Annotated in this window: 12 protein-coding genes; 1 reads left to right on the top strand and 11 read right to left on the bottom strand. The window is 56.1% G+C overall.

Annotated features, from left to right (window positions below; all coding sequences use genetic code 11):
• Positions 1-20: 20 nt before the first annotated feature.
• Positions 21-167, bottom strand: coding sequence for a hypothetical protein (locus TPH_RS15305; RefSeq protein ID WP_155990796.1), 147 nt, complete (start codon positions 165-167; stop codon positions 21-23).
• Between the two features lie 268 nt (positions 168-435).
• Entirely contained in the window at positions 436-2,112 is a 1,677-nt protein-coding gene (locus tag TPH_RS01350) for an S-layer homology domain-containing protein (RefSeq protein ID WP_236608843.1), read from the bottom strand.
• A 197-nt stretch (positions 2,113-2,309) separates the two neighbouring features.
• On the opposite strand from TPH_RS01350, the gene TPH_RS01345 reads away from it, so the two are divergent.
• Positions 2,310-2,840, top strand: a complete 531-nt coding sequence (locus tag TPH_RS01345; RefSeq protein ID WP_015049427.1) for a nucleotidyltransferase domain-containing protein — start codon at positions 2,310-2,312, stop codon at positions 2,838-2,840.
• A gap of 93 nt (positions 2,841-2,933) precedes the next feature.
• On the opposite strand, the gene TPH_RS01340 is transcribed toward TPH_RS01345, so the two are convergent.
• The 9 genes from TPH_RS01340 to TPH_RS15520 form a co-directional block, all read right to left on the bottom strand.
• Positions 2,934-4,259, bottom strand: coding sequence for an IS200/IS605 family accessory protein TnpB-related protein (locus tag TPH_RS01340; RefSeq protein WP_015049426.1), 1,326 nt, complete (start codon positions 4,257-4,259; stop codon positions 2,934-2,936).
• 1 nt (position 4,260) lies between these two features.
• Positions 4,261-4,662 (bottom strand): IS200/IS605 family transposase, encoded by a 402-nt coding sequence (tnpA, locus tag TPH_RS01335; RefSeq protein WP_015049425.1) that lies wholly within the window; start codon positions 4,660-4,662, stop codon positions 4,261-4,263.
• Between the two features lie 206 nt (positions 4,663-4,868).
• Positions 4,869-5,657, bottom strand: a complete 789-nt coding sequence (locus TPH_RS01330) for a tyrosine-protein phosphatase (RefSeq protein ID WP_015049424.1) — start codon at positions 5,655-5,657, stop codon at positions 4,869-4,871.
• 85 nt (positions 5,658-5,742) lie between these two features.
• Positions 5,743-5,895, bottom strand: a complete 153-nt coding sequence (locus TPH_RS15300; RefSeq protein WP_155990797.1) for a hypothetical protein — start codon at positions 5,893-5,895, stop codon at positions 5,743-5,745.
• A gap of 237 nt (positions 5,896-6,132) precedes the next feature.
• On the bottom strand, positions 6,133-6,912 hold the full coding sequence (locus tag TPH_RS01325; protein WP_236608807.1) for an ImmA/IrrE family metallo-endopeptidase: 780 nt from the start codon (positions 6,910-6,912) through the stop codon (positions 6,133-6,135).
• Positions 6,912-7,412 carry a helix-turn-helix domain-containing protein gene (locus tag TPH_RS01320; protein WP_015049421.1) on the bottom strand — a complete coding sequence of 167 codons (501 nt, stop codon included), beginning with the start codon at positions 7,410-7,412 and terminating at the stop codon, positions 6,912-6,914. Before TPH_RS01320 ends, TPH_RS01325 begins: the two co-directional genes overlap by 1 nt.
• Before the next feature lie 2 nt (positions 7,413-7,414).
• The gene (locus TPH_RS01315; protein ID WP_015049420.1) at positions 7,415-7,759 is read right to left on the bottom strand and encodes a DUF4258 domain-containing protein; all 345 of its coding nucleotides are present in this window, start codon (positions 7,757-7,759) and stop codon (positions 7,415-7,417) included.
• 210 nt (positions 7,760-7,969) lie between these two features.
• Complete coding sequence (locus TPH_RS01310) at positions 7,970-12,853, bottom strand: DEAD/DEAH box helicase (RefSeq protein WP_015049419.1); 4,884 nt, start codon at positions 12,851-12,853, stop codon at positions 7,970-7,972.
• The gene (locus tag TPH_RS15520; RefSeq protein ID WP_015049418.1) at positions 12,843-17,774 is read right to left on the bottom strand and encodes an ATP-binding protein; all 4,932 of its coding nucleotides are present in this window, start codon (positions 17,772-17,774) and stop codon (positions 12,843-12,845) included. The genes TPH_RS01310 and TPH_RS15520 overlap by 11 nt, the downstream gene beginning before the upstream one ends.
• Positions 17,775-17,840 lie beyond the last annotated feature (66 nt).

The following is a 17,840-nucleotide window of genomic DNA, read 5'->3' as shown; positions in this document are numbered from 1 at the left end:
CGCCGACCTTTCTTTTTTTCTTATACCTTGGTTGAGCGGCAGCCAACAGCCGCCGCCGGGGAAGCCGTCATCGAGCAGCGGCGCCTTCTGGCGCGCTCTTCCCCTACTTTTATAAAATTATATCCTTCGCCATGATCTTCCAAAATCCTGCGAATATTCTTCGCCATTATCTTCAACATTCCTGCTGCAGCGGCACACTTTTATTGAAGGTTCGCAAAACAATACCGGCAAGAAAAGGCTTTGAAAACAATTTCGACAACTTCTGCGGCAAACTCAGCTGCACGGCGGCTCGTTAAACCCCGTCCTGCTTTTTGCTCTGCATTTATCGTCGAGAAATTCCGGGCAAAATAAAGACCCCGAAAAGATCCCGGCAACAAAATAAAGACCCCGGCAGGGTCGGCCGCCCTGAACCGGGGTCCGATCAGCACTTTTCGCCTACAGCTCGCCCAGGAAGGAGAGCATCTGCTTGATCATCACAACGGCCTCGCAGCGCTTGGCCGTCGCCAGCGGTGCGAACTGGTCTACGGCGCGGCCCTTGACGATGCCGCTCTTGACGACCACCGCAGCCGCCCGCTTCGCCCAGCTGCCGATCTGGCCGCGGTCGCTGTAGCCGCTCAAGATGGCGTTCACTTCCTCCGCCGTGAGCTCTGCGGCGTCTCTGCCGCGGAACTTCAGGGCGTTGGCCACCATTACGGCCAGCTCCTGCCGCGTGATCTTGGCATTGGGCTTGAAGCTGCCGTCAGGATAGCCGTTCAGCAGACCGTTCGCCGCTGCGGTCTCCACCGTGTTGGCGAACCAAGCAGTTGCCGGGACGTCGCTGAACCTGGTTCCGGTCGCAGCCTGCTGGCGGATGTTCAGGGCATTCACCAGCATCGTGGCGAACTGCGCCCGGGTCACCTCGGCCTCGGGTGCGAAGGTCGTCGCCGTCATTCCCTTGATGATCCCCTTGGCAGCCATCAGCTTGATGGTTTCTTCGGCCCAGTGGCCTGCGACGTCCGTGAAGGCTGCCTCATAAGCCATCACTGCATACTTGCTGAGTGAGTAGCTGCCAACGGAGACCGTCTTGTTCACCTTGTCGACCCTGCTGCCCGGAACGAGATCCCACTTCCCGGTCTTTTCGCCGTAGCGGAAGATCGAGAGCAGGTCTTCGCTCATCCCCTGCAGCCTGTCGGTTGAGTACGGCAGCGTGAGCGTGATCGGCTTGGAGAAGGAAGCGATCTCTCCCTTCTTCAGCCCGTCAGCACCGGTGACTTCCATCTTGATTTCGTAGACGTCGCTTGCCACCTTTAGTCCGTATTGCACCGGAGCAGTGGCCTTAACAACGCTGACCGCAACCGTCGCTCCCTCTTCTGCCAGCAGCTGCACGTCCTTAACATCCAGGTCGCCGGGCTCGATCACCAGCCGGACGCCGCCGACCTCGAAGACCGCCGCTTTGCCGGCCTCAAAGACGTCGGCAAGGACTGCAGCCGGCATGACCACGTCTCCTACAACAGCCAAGTCTGCAGGAATGGCGAACTCGATCTCCTTCAGCTGAGGATCGTCAAGAAGCCTGGCCACCTTGGATGCATCAACCGTCAGGGTACCTACCCCGTCTTCAACGGCAACCGTACCCGTGCTCACCGTGGTCGTCGGCGGAACCGCAGGTCCACCGCCGCCAACGGATTCAGGTGGTGGTGGCTCCACTGTGAGGGTGATTGAGGGTAATTCTACTTCATTTAGATATACCACAAACGTCACATTCATTGGTAAGTCTGCTGTGTTGAATTTATATACCCAGTCATAGACAAATTGATACACTTGTTTAGAAACTTCATATGCTGATTCATATACATATACTGATGTGCTGGTGATCTCGGTTCCGTCAGATTTCCGGAGAAACAGCTCTAGCAGGCTGTCATCAAAATCGGTTGGAGAAGTAATAGTAATGGTAAATTCGACCGTTCCATCTGAAGATGTCGAAGATTTATCAACGTGGACTGTTTTTCCATCTGTTGTTTGATCTGCTGCTTGGGCCTGCGGGACTGTTCCGAAGGTCAGCGTGACCAGGAAGGCGAGGAACACCACCAACCCGATGTTGCCGAGAAGGGGGCGATTGGTGTACAACTTGCTCATCACCTCGTTTCACCTCCTTTCCCCTCGGGTTAAAAAACTCCAATACGTATTATACACTCAATGGGCTGGACGGGCAATCCTTTTTTAGAAAAACCCGGATGGAAATCACGGAACAAGAGGCCAGTTCTCACCGAGACGTTTTCACAACGCCTGCGGCTGTGGTAAGATGAGAACAGATAAATTCTGGAGTGAGGAAATTGTTAAAGAAAAGGCATTACCTGGCACAAGAAAAAAAAGGGGAAATTCTTGCCAAGATCAGAAACCTTCTGCAGGCACAACCGGAGATCAGCTTCGCCTACGTCCACGGCTCATTTCTAGAGCAAGAAACGTTTGGGGATATTGATCTCGCCGTCTACCTCTCCCCGGTACCGGCAGGGAGCGGCATTTATTATGAATTGGCTCTGGAAAGCGCCCTGGAAGAATTGATCGGCTATCCCGTCGATCTCCGCATTTTAAACGAGGCGCCCCTTTCCTTTAAGTACAGCGTGCTCCGTAATGGGACTCGCATTTTTGAAAAAGACGAAGGCCTCCGGGTTGCCTTTGAACCTCTCCCCACTGAAGTGGGAAGATTCCGGGTTTTACTTCCCGGAACTTCGCGCCTGCCCCGGGTACGCGGTCGTGGGAGCCCCTGGGCCGTAGGCCCGACCCCTTACCGGCACGGGCTTGGAACCCGCACCGGCATACGCCGTATTTTACCGGGTGCAAGCAGCCAGCGGGTTCGCGCCTGATCCACGATACCACCGTATAGGTGGCATGGACGCCCCTCCGTCGCCGGAGAGGTCTTCCGAATGGGTTTGGAGCCCACCCGGCGCGAGATAAGACTACGGGCAGTATTTAAGCCGGAAGTTTCGCCCTATCCCCAGGGAGCCGATAAAGTCCGAATTGATGTCGCGCACCCCGCAGTTGGTGCATTTCGCTAAATCGACGCCTTTAGTTTCTTCCCCGTTTTTGCCTTTGTTGTAGCGGACGATGGTCGGAAACCCGCAGTAAGGACAGCGGGACGATGTTTCTTTCGGCGACACCCGGCAGGTGACTATTCCTTCGTGCAGCGCTTTGTACCTCGTGTACCGGAAGATCCGGCCCTTCACCCACAGGATGAACTTCTGGTTCAGCCGGTGCGACTTGGTTCCCTTGGAGGGTCTAAGGCCGTCCAAATGCTCGAAGACGATGATTTTGGCACCGTGAATCTTAGCGAAATCCACTATCTGCCTAGATACCCGATGGGCAATGTCGTCGTTTAGGTTGGAAACTTTATCCCACAGGTGCTTGGCGAACCGCTCTCCTTCCGGGATGACCCCGGTCTGCATCTGCAGGTTGACTATCTTCTCCAGGTACCGCTTCCTAAGGTGGTTGTCCTTCGCGGCAGAGATGAGTTTCGCCGCGTAGACCCTGCCTTCGGTATCCTGGATGGTCATCGCCGCGTGTCGGTTCATGCCCAGGTCAACCAGGCAGATTTTCAGAGAAGTGTCCTTGACGAGTTCCTCGATCTTTTTCAGGTTTAATTTCGTTACCCGCACAATCGGTACGTGCAATTCCCAACCGGTCGGCTTTTTGACCAGCACGGGAGAGCCGGCGACATAACCGGGAGGAACGGCGAAGGGCTGTAGGAGCGTAACTTTCCGGTAAACGTAGGACTTACCGGTGAACATCTTCAGCATTATGTGGTGAGAGTCCAGCCACTTGTACTCGGTGCCGTAGTAGCTCAACCAGCAGTTGTTGTCTTTCGGGTACTGCGGCGGGCGCTCTGCGAATTCGATAGGCTTTTTCCCGGCGATAATGCGCCTTCGGTTTCTCTCCTCGTGTTTGCGCTTTCTCTCTTCCCATTTTTCGTAGCTGGTCTTCCAAGCCTGGGCCTTGCCGTGGGCCTCGGCGATGGCGCTCCTCCGGAAGCCGGAGGGAAGGTTGAGAAATTCCCTGTCGAAGGGGTACTCCGGGTCAGGGTTGTCCTTCGTCCGGTGGGTCAGCTTTTCGGCCATCTTCAGCCACTTGCCGTGGTCGATTATTTCCTGGTGTTCCTGGAAGACCTGGAGGTAATAAGTAACCACCCGCCGGTAGAGAAGGGTAGTGCGAAGCGCTTGTTCTTCTACGTCGGTCGGCATGAGCAGATTGTACCGGAGGGTTTTGGTGAACCCGTGCAGGTGCGGCACTTCAGTCGCCTGCCTTCTGGCTTTCGATGTACTTTTTAACTGTCTCTTCGGAGATGTGCCCGACGGTACCCACGTAGTAAGAAGGGTTCCAGAGGTGGCCGCCCCAGAGTTCCTTCTTGAGTTCGGGAAACTCTTTGAAAAGGAACCGCGCGGAGACGCCTTTGAGGGCCTTGACCATACTGGCTACGAGGTGGTTGGGGGTGGCGCGGACGAAGAGATGTACGTGGTCGGGCATTATCTCCATCATCTCAATAGTAAAACCGTTGTCCCTGGCCACCTGGTACAGAAGGCTTTTGAGGTGTTCGGCCACCCTTCCGGTAAGCAGCGGCTTACGGTATTTAACGCACCAGACCATATGGTAGGCTATGTTGTACACACTGTTGCGTCCTCGCTGGGGCTCCATCGGCTGTTCTCCTTGTTTTGCTTTTTTGCATATATTGTACCATAGATAAAAAAGCAAAAACAAGGCCGCGCTTAAATCCTGACTGAAGTCAGAAGAATGCGGCGCGGATATTTTCTTCAAGAGTGCTCCGGTAAGCAGAGATGGCCGGCCGGAAAACCGCTCTGCCGGGTGGAAGAGTTCTGCTGTGATCGGCTGCCGGAGACCTTTCACCTTCTCCGACAGAACAGCCGGCCCAAGAAGCCCAGCTTCTTCTCCTCCCCACCCTGGACACGACGGACTGCTGCCAGAGGCTCCAGCCCGCACCCCCGAACGGCAGCAGCAGGAGCGGCATCCAGCAGGGCCTCGGCGTCCGCCCCGAGGAGCCCGGCCGCCCGGGCAGCAGCTCTCAAGCGGTGCCCGTTGCCGTGGGCGTCGCTGGCAACGAAGTGCACGAGCCCCTCTCTCAGCCAGCGCCTGGCCGTCCTCTGCACCTGGGGGCCGAAGAGGCCTGCCAGCGATCCGGCGGTCACCTGCACGAGAACCCCCTTTCCGACGAGTTCGGCGAGGGAGCGGGGGCTGCCGGAGAAAAAGGCGCTGCGCTCCGGATGCGCCAGCACCGGCGTGACGCCGTTCAGCAGCAGACGAAACAGGACCTCCCCGGCATAGGGCGGGAATTCCTGCGCCGGCAGCTCGACGAGGAGGTACCTGCCGCTGTCGCCGAGGGTGACCAGCTTCCCGTCCGCAAGATCCTGAGGGAGATCAGGCCTGACGTGGCACTCCGAGCCGGGGTAGACCTTGAGGGGGATCTTCTCCGCATCGAGTTCCTTCTGGAGAGCGGCAACACCCTCCAGGATCGCCTCCCTCCCGTTGTCGTAAACCCCGGGGATCACGTGGGGCGTGGCGACGACCGCGGTGAAGCCGGCGGCCACAAAGGATGCGGCCATCTCCAGGCTTTCCTCGAGCGTCCCCGGACCGTCGTCAAAGCCGGGCAGGATGTGGGTGTGGATGTCGATCATCGATTATCAGCCTCGGCCTTTCAAGGATTTTCCCGGACGAAACTCTGCCGCCCGGACGAGCGTTCAGCCCTCAAAAGGAGATTCTCTAAATTGCCGATTTCTCCTGCCCCTTCCTCACGATCACCGCCTCCGGAAGCCCGGGAATCGCCACCACCCCTCTGGCAATACGTTCCTGGCGATTTGCAGACGTTTTCTGTTTGAGGATGCACAAGCGGAACTTTTGCGAGTCTGCAAACAATCCGGGGGCCACTTTTACACATGACGGGAAAGGCGACGGCCATTGCGAACAAGGCGTTTCAAAAATATTGAACACACAGCAGGTTATCTCTTCCTCAAAGAGTGAGCACTTGCCCGTGCAGAGCAAACAGTTGCAGTTGATGCAGCACTTACCGTGGCACTCTTCTGCATTATGCGTTACTCCAGGACAGTCAAACAGTTTCGCCATTTTTCCCCGATACAGGATCATTAATTTGCACTACCACCAGAAAGCGTCGCATTCCTCTTCATATGGTATGTAAAGCAAAGTCATTACAATATTTAGGTTAGGAAATGCCATTGATTCCTCAAAAATCAATTCTTCTCTTGAAACTCCCTGGCACCAGGCCATAGCCTGTACCTTCTGCGGTGTTTCCGGAAGGCTTTTTCCTGCAGAGAAAAAGTCATAGGCATAGGTCCATTCGTGAAGAGGTCCTTTGTTAATCCAGTAGGGAAAGGATTCAGATTTGCGAAACCATTTGATTTCACCTGATTCGGAGAGAACAACTGCTATCTTTTCACACGTTAATTGAACAACTTTGACGGCTGTTGCAGTTAAAGACGTCCCATAAATCTTACTGAACTCTTTTATCATGTCCAGATTTGGAGGTTGCAATAAACGCTTTTCCAGTTCCTGAGCCGGTAACAAAAATTCTCCTGCAAACTCGTTCGCCTCATATTCCAATTTCCGATCACTGCAATAGGATTGAATATCTCTAGCCAGGCAGCGGAATATGCTTTCCTGGTGATGGGGCATATAAAAATGCCCGAGTTCATGTGCAATAGTAAAGCACTTCCTGGTTTCATAGCCAATGTTGTTGTTTATAATAATACGGGCCTCTTTACCCTTTTGTATCAGGTATCCCTCGGCATCAAGGGCTTCTTCGAAGATTCTGATATTCATCCGATCTGCTACCAGACTAAGATCCACAGCACCGGTTAATTTCAGTTCATGGCGCAGTTGCCGGGCATAAAAAACGGGAGATAATGACACTGCCATTACCCCCCTTGCTGCCCGCCCATTTCGGCCAGATGCCTCTGAATTACCTGTAAATCTCGCTCAGAGATACCGTTATCGTCGGCTTTACGTGCCGCCATCTTCACCCCACTATCTTGCTTTTCCTCAGTTATTGCCTCCTCCTTGAAGGCTTCTCCACCCAGTACTTGCAGGATCTTTTCCCGGGAGAAGCGCCACTCCCGACCTACTTTCGTCGCAGGAAGCCGGCCGCTTTTAACCAGGTTATAAACTGTCTGGTTGCTCACACGGAGCAGTTCCGCTACCTCACTCACATTCATTATTTCCGGATATTCAGGCTGATTCAGGGTACCCCGGATCAGCCCCTGCATCAGGCGCACGTCATCAGGCTCATAGGCCTCTTCACCACATGAGCTGCAGACCCAGGCATTCATCCCCCGAAAAGTAATTGTACGACCTTTCCAGGTGGCATCCACATCTTTTTTGTTCTTTTTCATTTCGCCACCGCAGATATAACATTCCATTGTTAATCCTCCTTACGCCTTTTCTTAAAAGGCCCTAAATCTTCCCACGCTTCATCCTGGAAGCGGCAGACAGTAACAATGACCGGTCTGGGAAAACGCAAGGCCACTATCATGTAAAAGTCCTGGCCATCGGTATCGACACCCTGAACAAGAACTTTAATATCCCGGCCATGATCCTGTGTTTCCAATACTTTCCCTTCCAGGCCGCACTTCGTTATATCCTCTTCTGCTATTCCCCGTTCACCCATTCTTTGAAGGGCATGCCGGGAAATAATATAACCCTCTTCCAAATTTCCGGCATTTCGTTCTCTCGCGGCCTTACGGAGAAGAGCTATCCAGACAGTCAATTTTATTATACCTCTTTCATAAGATATTATAAGATAATGTAAGTTATTATTAGTGTCAGTAAGTTTGTTATCCAAAAACAAATTTTTACTAAAAAACGCTCTTGCCTCGCGCCTCTATCAGGAAGGCATAAGCATCAAATGCAGAATGGTCTACAACCTCCTGTTAAACTGCAAAAACAGGATTTCTCATGCCCGAAGAAATGGTGCTGCTTACGGCACTGCAGCTCCCACCTGAAGGAGAACGTCCCGCAGGAAGGAGATGACGGGACCCCTCTTTAACAGGTCATGGCAGAATTGATTGCGGTAATGCCGCAGGCACCCGTAGCAGCTGGCATCCCCCTCGCTGCCTCCGCATTCGCAGTTCAGGAGGCGCTCCAGGGATGTTCTCAAAACCAGCAGCAGGGACCCCGGATTGGCAATCCGCCTGACGTGTCCTGCTCCGCCCGGCACGTCGTCGAACAGGACCAGCGTCCGGGCAGCCGGGTTCGCAGCTGCAGGGTAAAGACAGCCGTCGATGTCCTGCCGTTCGATATCCAATGCTTTGCTCATCCCCTCCAACAGGGCATAGAGCAATGAATACCAGAAGCCGAGCTCGCTATTTTCATATCCCTCAAACGTAAGCTTCAGAATATCGGTTTCAAACTCATGGCCGAGAGAAAGGTAACTTTGCAGCGTTCCCTGACACTCGTCACCGCCGGGCCTGAGGTGGGGATTTTTCACCCGTTCGTCTCCGAGGACGGTATACCCACACCGGGAGCAGACCTTAAAGCCGGTGGCGCCGGCGTTGTTGATGACCGCCATCCTGCCGCGGACGGCGGGTACGGCCTTCAATCTGATATTCTGAAGCGGAAGCTCAACGCAGCCTTCCTCATCGGCCTCACCGCAGAAGTAAACCCTGGTGGCGTAGGTCCTCTCCGGTTTTTCCTCGCCGGGTGCTGTCGGCCCCTTTTGATCGATGATAAAACCAAAGGCAGGGATGATATAGGTCCCCTGATTCCTGTAACGCTGCCCGCAAACCGGGCACCGGCTGAAGCGTTTATCCAGATCCTCACTGCCGACCAGCTCTGCCCTCTGCCTTACAAATACCTGGCACTCATCGCAGATGGCATAACGAAAGCGCTCCCACTCCCTGTTCGGCAACCTTTTTAAATAGCGGCTCGTCCACAGTTTGCCTCCGGCCACAACCTGTCCGCCCGGAGCGTACTCTGACAGGGCAATCCGGAGGTCTCGTTCCAGCTGCAGTCTTTTTGCCTCCTCTCCGTGATGCAGCAGCTGCAGTTCGACCACGTCCACCGGAAAGCCATACTTGGGTATGACGTTCCGGCTCGAAAGAAAACCGATCAAATCCCTCTTCTTTATCGTGTCAATCAACCTGATTAAGTGATCGCTCCTCTTGCGTTCTCTATACAGTCTCTCTCTGACCGCCTCCAACTGCTCCACGTCGCTTATGACCTCTTCTTCCGCCAGCCGGAGCACACCCTTTTTGGGATCGAAGAGGCCGTCCAGCCAACCCCATCCGTCCAGGTCAATGCTTTCCTGCAGGTCACCGGGGACGATTCTCTTCAGCGAGCGCAGCAGCCCGGCCGGGCGGCTTTCCAGAAAATCGGCAAAAAGGTCCGTTCCGGTAGGCCCGTCCCTAAAAAAGAACTTCTCCACTTTGCCGAAAAGCCCCCGATACTCCTGGCGGCGCCAAAAGGCAGACAGGGCGGTAGCGTAAACGTGCCGCCGAACAACCTTCTCGTTGGCGATCTTAAAGTAAGGAGCCTGAACCTTACCCGAGACCATCCGCCAGGGTTCGCGATAGTGGTCGAGGTCGTGCGAGCGCCTTTGGGCAAAGGTCAGGGCGAAAGCTGTAGAGTCGGTCCGCCTGCCGGCCCGCCCCGCCCTTTGGATGTAGTTGGCCGCAGAAGGGGGCACGTTGCGCATAAACACGGCCTCCAGTTCTCCCACGTCGACACCCAGCTCAAACGTGGTAGAACAGCTTAGAACGTTCACCGTACCTTCCCTGAACTTGCTCTGCAGTTCAGTCGCCGCTTTCCCGGTCAGCTGTGCCGTATGTTCGGCGGGCACCATCCGCGGCGGCAGATCGTCCAGATACAGCCGGTAATAATGGTGCTGTCGAAAAATCTCTTCAGGTCGAACCGGCCGCAGTCTGCCCGGGCAGCGATAGGTGACACAGGTGCCCCTTACGTTGTAGGGCGTCAGATTTTGACATTTATCGCAGATAAACCACTCCTGGCCTTCATCCAGGGCCCTCCACACTTCCCACACGTTATACCGTAACCGGTAGACCACCCCTTCCCTTGGAAGAGAATCAACCGAAAAATAGGGAAGCCAGCAGCTGTTGTTCTTGCTCAAGGCCAGGCTGCGCGTCCAGATGTTTTTCAATACCTCCCTGCATTTCTCTTCGCCGATCTCCGGGTTGATATTGGATGCCAGACGGATCAGATAATCCAGCCTGCTGTTTACGGCAGCAGAATTCCAGCTGAAGATCCCCTTCTGCTGCGAGGCACCGTACTCGCGAAAATAGAATTCCCGGTTTCTGGGCCGGAAAAAGGGGTCACGGGGAGAGATCTGCTCCGGGAAAAGGACGGCTCCCTTCATCCGCAGGGTGTTGAGCAGTATTTGAAAGAGCGTCCAGACCTCTGTCTCCGTCAGGTTCCAGGGGTCACCCATTAATCCGGGTGGGGCACACCAGTGGCGGGGCTTGACCAGGTTAAAGCTCAGCAGGCCCAGCCCTTCAAGGCTGATCTGGCGGTCGAGCGCCAGAAATTCCCGGAAAAGCCACTTCCAGGCCTCGTTCATCCGCTCCTGAAGGCTGCAGCCGGGCAAGAGGTCGTTCTCCTCGATCGCCTCCTGCAGGGGGCCGACCAGATCCTGCAGCCTCCACCGGTTGGCTACAGCCTCCTCTCTGCGCTCCTTGAGGATTTTTAAGATTATATTGCGGCGCAGGATCTGGTTGTACGTCCGGTCGAGATAGGGGGCAAAAAAGGCTGCGTCCTGGCGGCTGTCCGAGAATATGAGCAGCTTCCTGGAACCGCACTCCTCCCCTTCCCCGGCCGTAACGGCCAAAGTGGAGCTCCAGGGATCCTCATCCGCCTGCATCCTTTTGACATCGTCCCTCTGCTTCGGAAGGATCTGCCGGTATAGTGCAGTGGCCAACACGCTCGCCGCGGCATCGGTACCTACCAGAAAGCGCCGCACCATTCCGTCGGGACTTCGTCCCCCGCAGGCCGGACAGAGGAAGACATTCCCTTTATCGGTAACCGGCACCCGAAGCAGGCGCTGATAATTTTCCCGGCCGCAGCTGCAGGGCAGATCGAATGCCTTTTCCAGTTCTACAGCACCGCAGGAGGCACACAGCAGGTAGCTTTCCAACCGATCTTCCGGCACAACAGGTTGTGGAAACTCAACCTCATCATCCTCATCCAGAGCATCGGTAGCAATCTCACCCGGTACTTTGAGGAAATAGGCGATCTTTCCTCCGGCCTCACCTGTCTGCTTCAAATAGCACCGGCCGTTACTGCGATCAAGCTCCCCGACCAGGTACGTAGCCCCGCACCGGCGGCAGACGGCCGCTTCAAAAACGGGGTACTCGCCGCCATCCTCTTTCCAGCTTTCCCGCCGCGCCAGAAAAAGCCTCTGCTCGGGTTTCAGGGCAAGGTAGGCTCCCTCAATAGCCCGGACAAAAAAGTGGTAACGGGCCGGCAGCAGGGGCGTCTCATCATCGCCCACTTTCGCCTTGGCGGCCAGTTCAACCAGCGCCATCAAAGCTCTATCGGCATCCGGCAGCGACGGAAAAATCTCCCCGGCCAGTTCACCGAAATCCCGGGGCTTTTCCTGCAGTTTCTGATGGAGCCTCAGCATCCGGCCATCCCCTTGCAGCACTTCGTAGAGAAAGGTCCTCCACCCATTCGGCCCCGACGCTTTCGAGGCAGCACTCTCCAAGACCGCCTGGGGAACGCCGCTCTCGCTACCGTACCTGACGAGCTCAGCTGCGGCTTCTTCGCCGCCCACTTTGCTAATTGCGTCCAGCCACTTTTCGTAGACCTCCGGAGAGGGCTCCCCCCACTCCTGCGACTGCAGCACCACCGGCAGGCGCACCGCTTCCACGACGTCCTGGCGCCCGGGATCCTCCTCCACCCATTCAAAGGGCTCGCCGAACAGCTGGCCGGCGAAGTCAACAATTCGGCTGAATTCCTCCTTGCCCCCCAGGGTGGCGCTCGTGGCCACGCACTGCAGCCCTCCCTCTCCCGCAGCCACCCGGTCCTTCAACCGCCGCAGAAGCATCGCCATTTCAATCCCTTTAGCACCGGAATAGGTATGGGCTTCATCGATGACGATAAAACGCCAGTTCCTGGCATACTCCCCGTCGAAGAAAACGCTGTCATTCGGCCGCAGCAGCAGGTATTCCAGCATAGCGTAGTTTGTGAGAAGGATGTGCGGCGGGTTTTCCCACATCTGCTCCCTGGATATGAGTTCGTTGGGAAGCGGATCCTGGCCCTGGAACGCTTTTCTATACTGATCCAGGGCAACAGCATGTTTCTCCTCCGTTTCCCCGGTATAACGGCCGAAGGTGACGTTGGGATAGTTTTTTAACAGCCCCCGCAGCCGCACCAGCTGATCGTTGGCCAGCGCATTCATCGGGTAGAGGAGAAGCGCCCGGACACCGGGGCCCAGCCGGCCTGCCTCCTCCTCTCTAAAGAGATGGTTGAGGATGGGAATGAGGAAGGTTTCCGTCTTCCCGCTCCCCGTCCCGGTGGCCACCACCAGGTTGCGCCGCCCCACAATGAGCTTGCAGATCGCCTCCTCCTGATGCCTGTATAATGGGCGATCCATCGGCAGCTGCGGTGTAGAGAGAAACGCAAAGCGCTCGGATAAGACCCCCTCTTTTATCAATTCGGCAACAGTAGAACCCTTCTCAAACGGCGGCGTGGCTTCTAAAATTGGCCCTTTGACGAAATCTGCTCCCCGCCTCAGGCTGCTCTCAAACTGCTCCTGGATAACGGCATCTCGGAAATGAAACGTGGTAGTCAGGTAACCGAGATAACTTTCCTTAATCGCCGCCGCAGCACTGATAGGATTAACGCTCAACCTTCCGCAACCCCCTTGCCAGCGCACGAGCGCGCTCTTTTTCTCTTTCCCAGAGGACTCCGAACAGTCGTTCGCAATCGAGCCGTCCCTCGTCAATAATCCGGCCCGGGAGCGGCATATGGCGGCTGGAATACAGCACCAGCAGTTCCCGCCAGCCGGCATAGTTCTCAGCCCGGTACCTTCGGATCAGAGGCGCAACGTCCCAGATCAGGTAGAGCGAAATAGGGACGTTTACGTAATTGATAATAAGCCCCGGATGTTCCTCCAGCCCGGCAGAATGTTGATACCAGGCCTGGGTGTTTGGCAAGATCATGCCGCAGCCGATGCACTTCACACCCCTTTCCAGGAGAAGCTGGGTTTCTTCTGGCGTTCGCTTAATCTTAACCCTTTCGAATCTTTGATTCACGATCAAGTCGACGTCGACTTCACTGCGCCCGTCGGTCCACGCTCCGATCAACTCGGAGCCGGCCTCGGCCGGCAACTCGAAGCAGGTCAGATCCCCCTCCCGGCTTTCGATCCTCACGTCTACACCTTCCTGGACTTCAATTAATTCCGCTACTTCCTGCACCGTCAGTTCTTCCAAAGCAAATTTCAGAGGTGCCGGATTCTCAAGAATGCTGAATTCGTAAAAAGAAAGGCCCTCTGTTGCCAGCACCAACCAGTGGGCCTCCACCGGCAGCGGCAACGGCCCCCCCTCACTGCGGGCAAATTCGAACCGAAATGCTCCATCGGCAGCTACGGCCGTCTCCGTCCTCCGCACCTCTCCTCTGCGGCCGGCAATTCCGCAGAGCGATCCGATCAATTTCTCTCCCGGAGCCGCATTAACCAGAACGCCTGAGATCAGAGCTTCTTCCGGCTGCAGCCGAATATCGAGGTCTTTAATATAGGGCTCCCCACCGCTGATGTCGATCTCTACAGTATTGAGCCCTTCCGTCGGAAAGGACACGGGCTCATCCGCACGCCAGGGATCCTCCACGGCAAACTGGAGCAGATAGCGCCCGGGAGGCAAAACGGCCTTTTCCCTCTCTACGGTTATCTGCACGGCCCCATCCGGAATCGGTTCTACAAGCAGGGGTGACCAAGGCTCCCAGAGCCTCCACACCCGCAGCACCCGGTTCTGCGCCCGCCCTCTCTCCCTCCACTCAACCCTCAGCTGCCGCCTACCGCCCAGGTCCCGTACCGTCCACTTCACATCTTCCACAATCCAACGGCAGAGCACACGAAAGAGAAGCCCCTCGCAGATCGGTTTCCGGCGCGAACCGTAGACCTTTATCGAAAAGCTCCGGAGAGGCTCTCCCCCGCTTCTCAAGGTATCAGTAAACTCAAGCAGGTTAAACCGGGTACATCCATTTCTGATCTGCCCGGTAACGTAGTGCGTGGAACCGTCCAAGCAAAACTGCACCGTCTCTCCCTCTTCTGCGGGGAACCCCAGCTCCAGATAGAGGGCGTCCCCCGCCTCCTCCCAATCCCCGAGCCAGACCTCCGCTACCCGCTTCTGCCACTCGCGAAACTGACCGCCCTTTAATCCCAGCAGCCGCCAGCGGACAGCGGGAACCCTGATGTCCATGGGCAGAATTTTCTCCTCTGCGGTTTGTGAAGTCTGATCAAGCACGAGGGTTACCCGAACCACATCCTCTTCCCGGGGCACTTCTATCTCATAGGCGTCGTCCTCCACCGATATAATTGCTGCCGGCTGTTCAACCTCCAAAGCGGCGTTCTCCGGTATTATCACCGTCACGTTGGTCTGCTCACCCTCCTGGGAAAAGGGCAATAAAAGCTGCGGTTCAAAAAACACCAGCAGATCGGGAACCACGGTCAGCCTAAAAACGTATTCACTTTTTTTGCTGGCCCGCAGCCGAACCGTGAAATCACCGGCAGCTCCCGGGCCCAACAATTCAGGGAGCGCCAAAGGGACCTCCATCCGCCCGTCGCACCGCCGGATGCTCTCTTCTGGCAGTTCGCCCAGCAAACAGCGCCTGCGCTCCGCGGACAACCCCCTGCCGTACCGGACAACGATGCTCCACCCCTTCCAACCGGTCTCGTTGTCCACCGGGATGACCAGGAAAGGCGGCTCTCCGGCATAAACCGGAGCACCCTCCACGGAGACGAAATCGACGGTCTGCCCGCCGCTGAGGTAGGGCTCAAAGGATTCCCCCTCTGCCAGGGGATAACCGCATCGCACTCCACTGCCGTCGGTGAGATAAAACTCCTGGGCATCGCTTAAATCGACGAGAAAGAGGCAGTAGCCCGGCTGCCATGGCGGGGTTGCGTCTTCAATTACAGGAACGTTAAAAGGCAGCCGATAGCCGCTCAAGAGAAGCAGCCAAAATCTCCGGCGAGGTAGAACTTCACCGGCGAACTGCTTCCCATTCTCATCGAAAACGAGAAACGGCCTTCCATCTTTTATTCCCTCGATCCGCAGGGACCTCCTGACTTTTCCGTTTACTACCAGGGCAACTTCGTATTCTTTTGCCGGCGGGACGGAGTACTCCACAACCTCCGTCTCCGCCCAGCCTTCCTTGCCCCTGTAGACCCGCAGCGGCAGTTCAACCGGCTGCAGAGAATCATCGCCGGCAACCTGACCGCAAGCGGTTATTTTCAAAATTACCGTCGGCGCCAAACGGGCATCCTCCAGGCGGAAGCGGCAGCGGTCGGTGAAGATCACCAGCCCCCTCTGCCGTTGATCCAGCTTGAGAACAGGATTAGCAAACCTTTCCGGCTTAAGGTCAGTGTTTCCATTGGGATCTGAAGGGTGGTTTTCTCTCCACCATTCCCTAAACCCGTCAACTACCCTGGCAGGCAGATCCGGCTCCACCTCGTGAGGGATATTTCGCTCCCGAAAAGCCCGCTCGGCCAGCCTGACTGCGCCGATCAGCCACCTCTCCGTCCATTCGCCTCCGTAAAGAAGAAACCGCTCTATGGGCCTGTCGAGGTCCGGGAGGGACGAGGGATGGCCTGCCATTTCCTTTTCTTTTTCCTTGAGCCGGGAGCAAAGGCTTTCGAGTTCTGCGCCTTTAGCCCTGCAGAGCTCGCCAATCCTGCCGTCAGGGAGCGCCTCCCAGGGCAGGTTTAAAAGCCCGAGCAGCTCCTCGATCTCGGCAATCACCACTTTCACCTGTCGGAAAACGTCCCTCTTCACTGCCAGTTCATTGATGCCCTCTTCCAGACTGCCGCGCCCCAAATACAACAGCCGTGCCTTTACCCTGCATAAATCCCGTTCGATCCGGGCCTCGCAGTCCCTCAGCTCCTGCAGCCGGGGTGCGATCTCCTCCCTCAAGGCTCTTTCCGCCTGCTCTGCCGTTTCCCGCTTCTGCCGGCTCCGAGAGAGCTTCTCCAGCATCACCTCGATTGAACACCCGCCGAAATCCGGTAGCGCTCCCACGGCAGCGGCGGCTGCCTCCGCTGCCCGCTGCCGCCAGCCGGCAAGTCGGGATTCCACCTGCCTCATCTGACAAAGGCAGTCCTGCCTGCGTTCGAATGCCTCCCTCAGCGATCCCAGACGGTCGATCGCATCCGGGACCTGAATCCAGCTGCAATCGGCCGGAAAGGGTAGACCGGCCACAATCCGATTGATTTCCCCTTCAAGCCGGCGCATCTCTTTCTCAGCGGCCGACATCCGGCACTGCAGCGCTTCGCGCTGCTCCTTCTCCAATCGCTTCTCTCGGCGCCACCGGATGAAAGCGCCAGCCGCCATCAGCACACCTGCAGAGAGGAACAGCGCCCCCGCCCACCGAAGGGGTGAAAAAAGAAGGCCTACGCCCGCAGCTGTAGAAATAATTCCCGGCCAGCAGCCAACAAAAGGGAGCCGCCGCGCCTCCGCATTCTTTTGAGATCGCCCTTCATCCGGCGGGCGATACGCTTCCCGCAGCGCCCGATATTCTTCACATTTTACGGCCAGGAGATCCCAGGAGATGTTTTCTAGAAGATCCCCATACCCGTCCTCCCAGGGAGATCCCCAAAAAGACGCAGCTAAAGCATTCAGCTTTTCCCGGCAGGCCTTTTCCTCGGCCTCCAACTCCCGCAGCTTTTCCCTCTCTTTTAAAAAGTCCTGGTATTCCTGCGCATACTGCTCAACAGTGGAGCCCAGCTCCAAGATAATCCTGTCCTCCTGAGTAAATTGCCGGATCCTCCGGCAGCAAGCCTCACGCCGCCTTTCCAGGTCGGTGATCTGCCGCTGAACATCCTTTAATTCGGATTCCTTCTCCCGGAGAAACCCTGGGCAGTCCTCCGGCAGTTCGCTCCACTGCCCGGGGCTCGAAGCTGCCGCGGCCAGTTCTCCCACTTTCGTTACAAGGTTTTCCAGACGGCTCAGCCTTCCATAATCTACCGATAGTTTCTCCTTTTCTTTCTCGAGCTCCCTGATTTCTTTGTAGAGATCCCTTTTCCGAAACTCCTGTTCCCTGACGGAATAAAGCCAATCCCTAACGTCATCTTCGGCGACCCTGTCATCGTCGATCAATCTCACGACAATGCGGCTGAAGAATTCATCCAGGCAACAGTCGGGAATCCCACCGTGCAGCAGAATAGGTGTGACGTAGCGCCAAGCACCTTCCTCATCCTGCTCCAGATCAAACTGCTGCAGTCCCTTCCGGGTAAGATATTGAAGAAAAAAACTGCCCCATCGAACCTGCCAGTTAACGTCATCCAGTCCAACCGCTTCTGCCAACGCAGGCCAATAAGAGCCGTCCTTATATTTCCATATTCCCGTGTCCACCAAATACTGCACCAAACAAGTCTCCGCGCGCTGCTGCAAATACTGCGTACCCCGTCGGATGTCGTTTTTTATTCGCTCCCCGATCAGCGCTCCCAGCTTTTCCACGTCTTCGGAAGATAGTTCCACCTGGCCGAGAAAAGCGACCTTTTCCACTTGTCCGGCGAGCACACGCTCACAGTCTTCCAGGCCGGCACAATTCTCTAACATCGGATGATCACCCTTGCCAGCATAACCTTAATAAGGTCATTCTACAAAAAACTGGTTTTTCCTGCA

The organism is Thermacetogenium phaeum DSM 12270 (assembly GCF_000305935.1).
Classification (GTDB): domain Bacteria; phylum Bacillota; class DSM-12270; order Thermacetogeniales; family Thermacetogeniaceae; genus Thermacetogenium; species Thermacetogenium phaeum.
The sequence above is the reverse complement of the archived record's forward strand: the minus strand, read 5'-3'. Positions and strand labels throughout refer to the sequence as shown.

Excerpts from the sequence above, each read along its gene's own strand:
- TPH_RS15305 (WP_155990796.1), bottom strand. The coding sequence starts at position 167 with ATGGCGAAGAATATTCGCAGGATTTTGGAAGATCATGGCGAAGGATAT.
- TPH_RS01350 (WP_236608843.1), bottom strand. The coding sequence starts at position 2,112 with ATGAGCAAGTTGTACACCAATCGCCCCCTTCTCGGCAACATCGGGTTG.
- tnpA (WP_015049425.1), bottom strand. The coding sequence starts at position 4,662 with ATGGAGCCCCAGCGAGGACGCAACAGTGTGTACAACATAGCCTACCAT.
- TPH_RS01330 (WP_015049424.1), bottom strand. The coding sequence starts at position 5,657 with ATGATCGACATCCACACCCACATCCTGCCCGGCTTTGACGACGGTCCG.
- TPH_RS01325 (WP_236608807.1), bottom strand. The coding sequence starts at position 6,912 with ATGGCAGTGTCATTATCTCCCGTTTTTTATGCCCGGCAACTGCGCCAT.
- TPH_RS01320 (WP_015049421.1), bottom strand. The coding sequence starts at position 7,412 with ATGGAATGTTATATCTGCGGTGGCGAAATGAAAAAGAACAAAAAAGAT.
- TPH_RS15520 (WP_015049418.1), bottom strand. The coding sequence starts at position 17,774 with ATGTTAGAGAATTGTGCCGGCCTGGAAGACTGTGAGCGTGTGCTCGCC.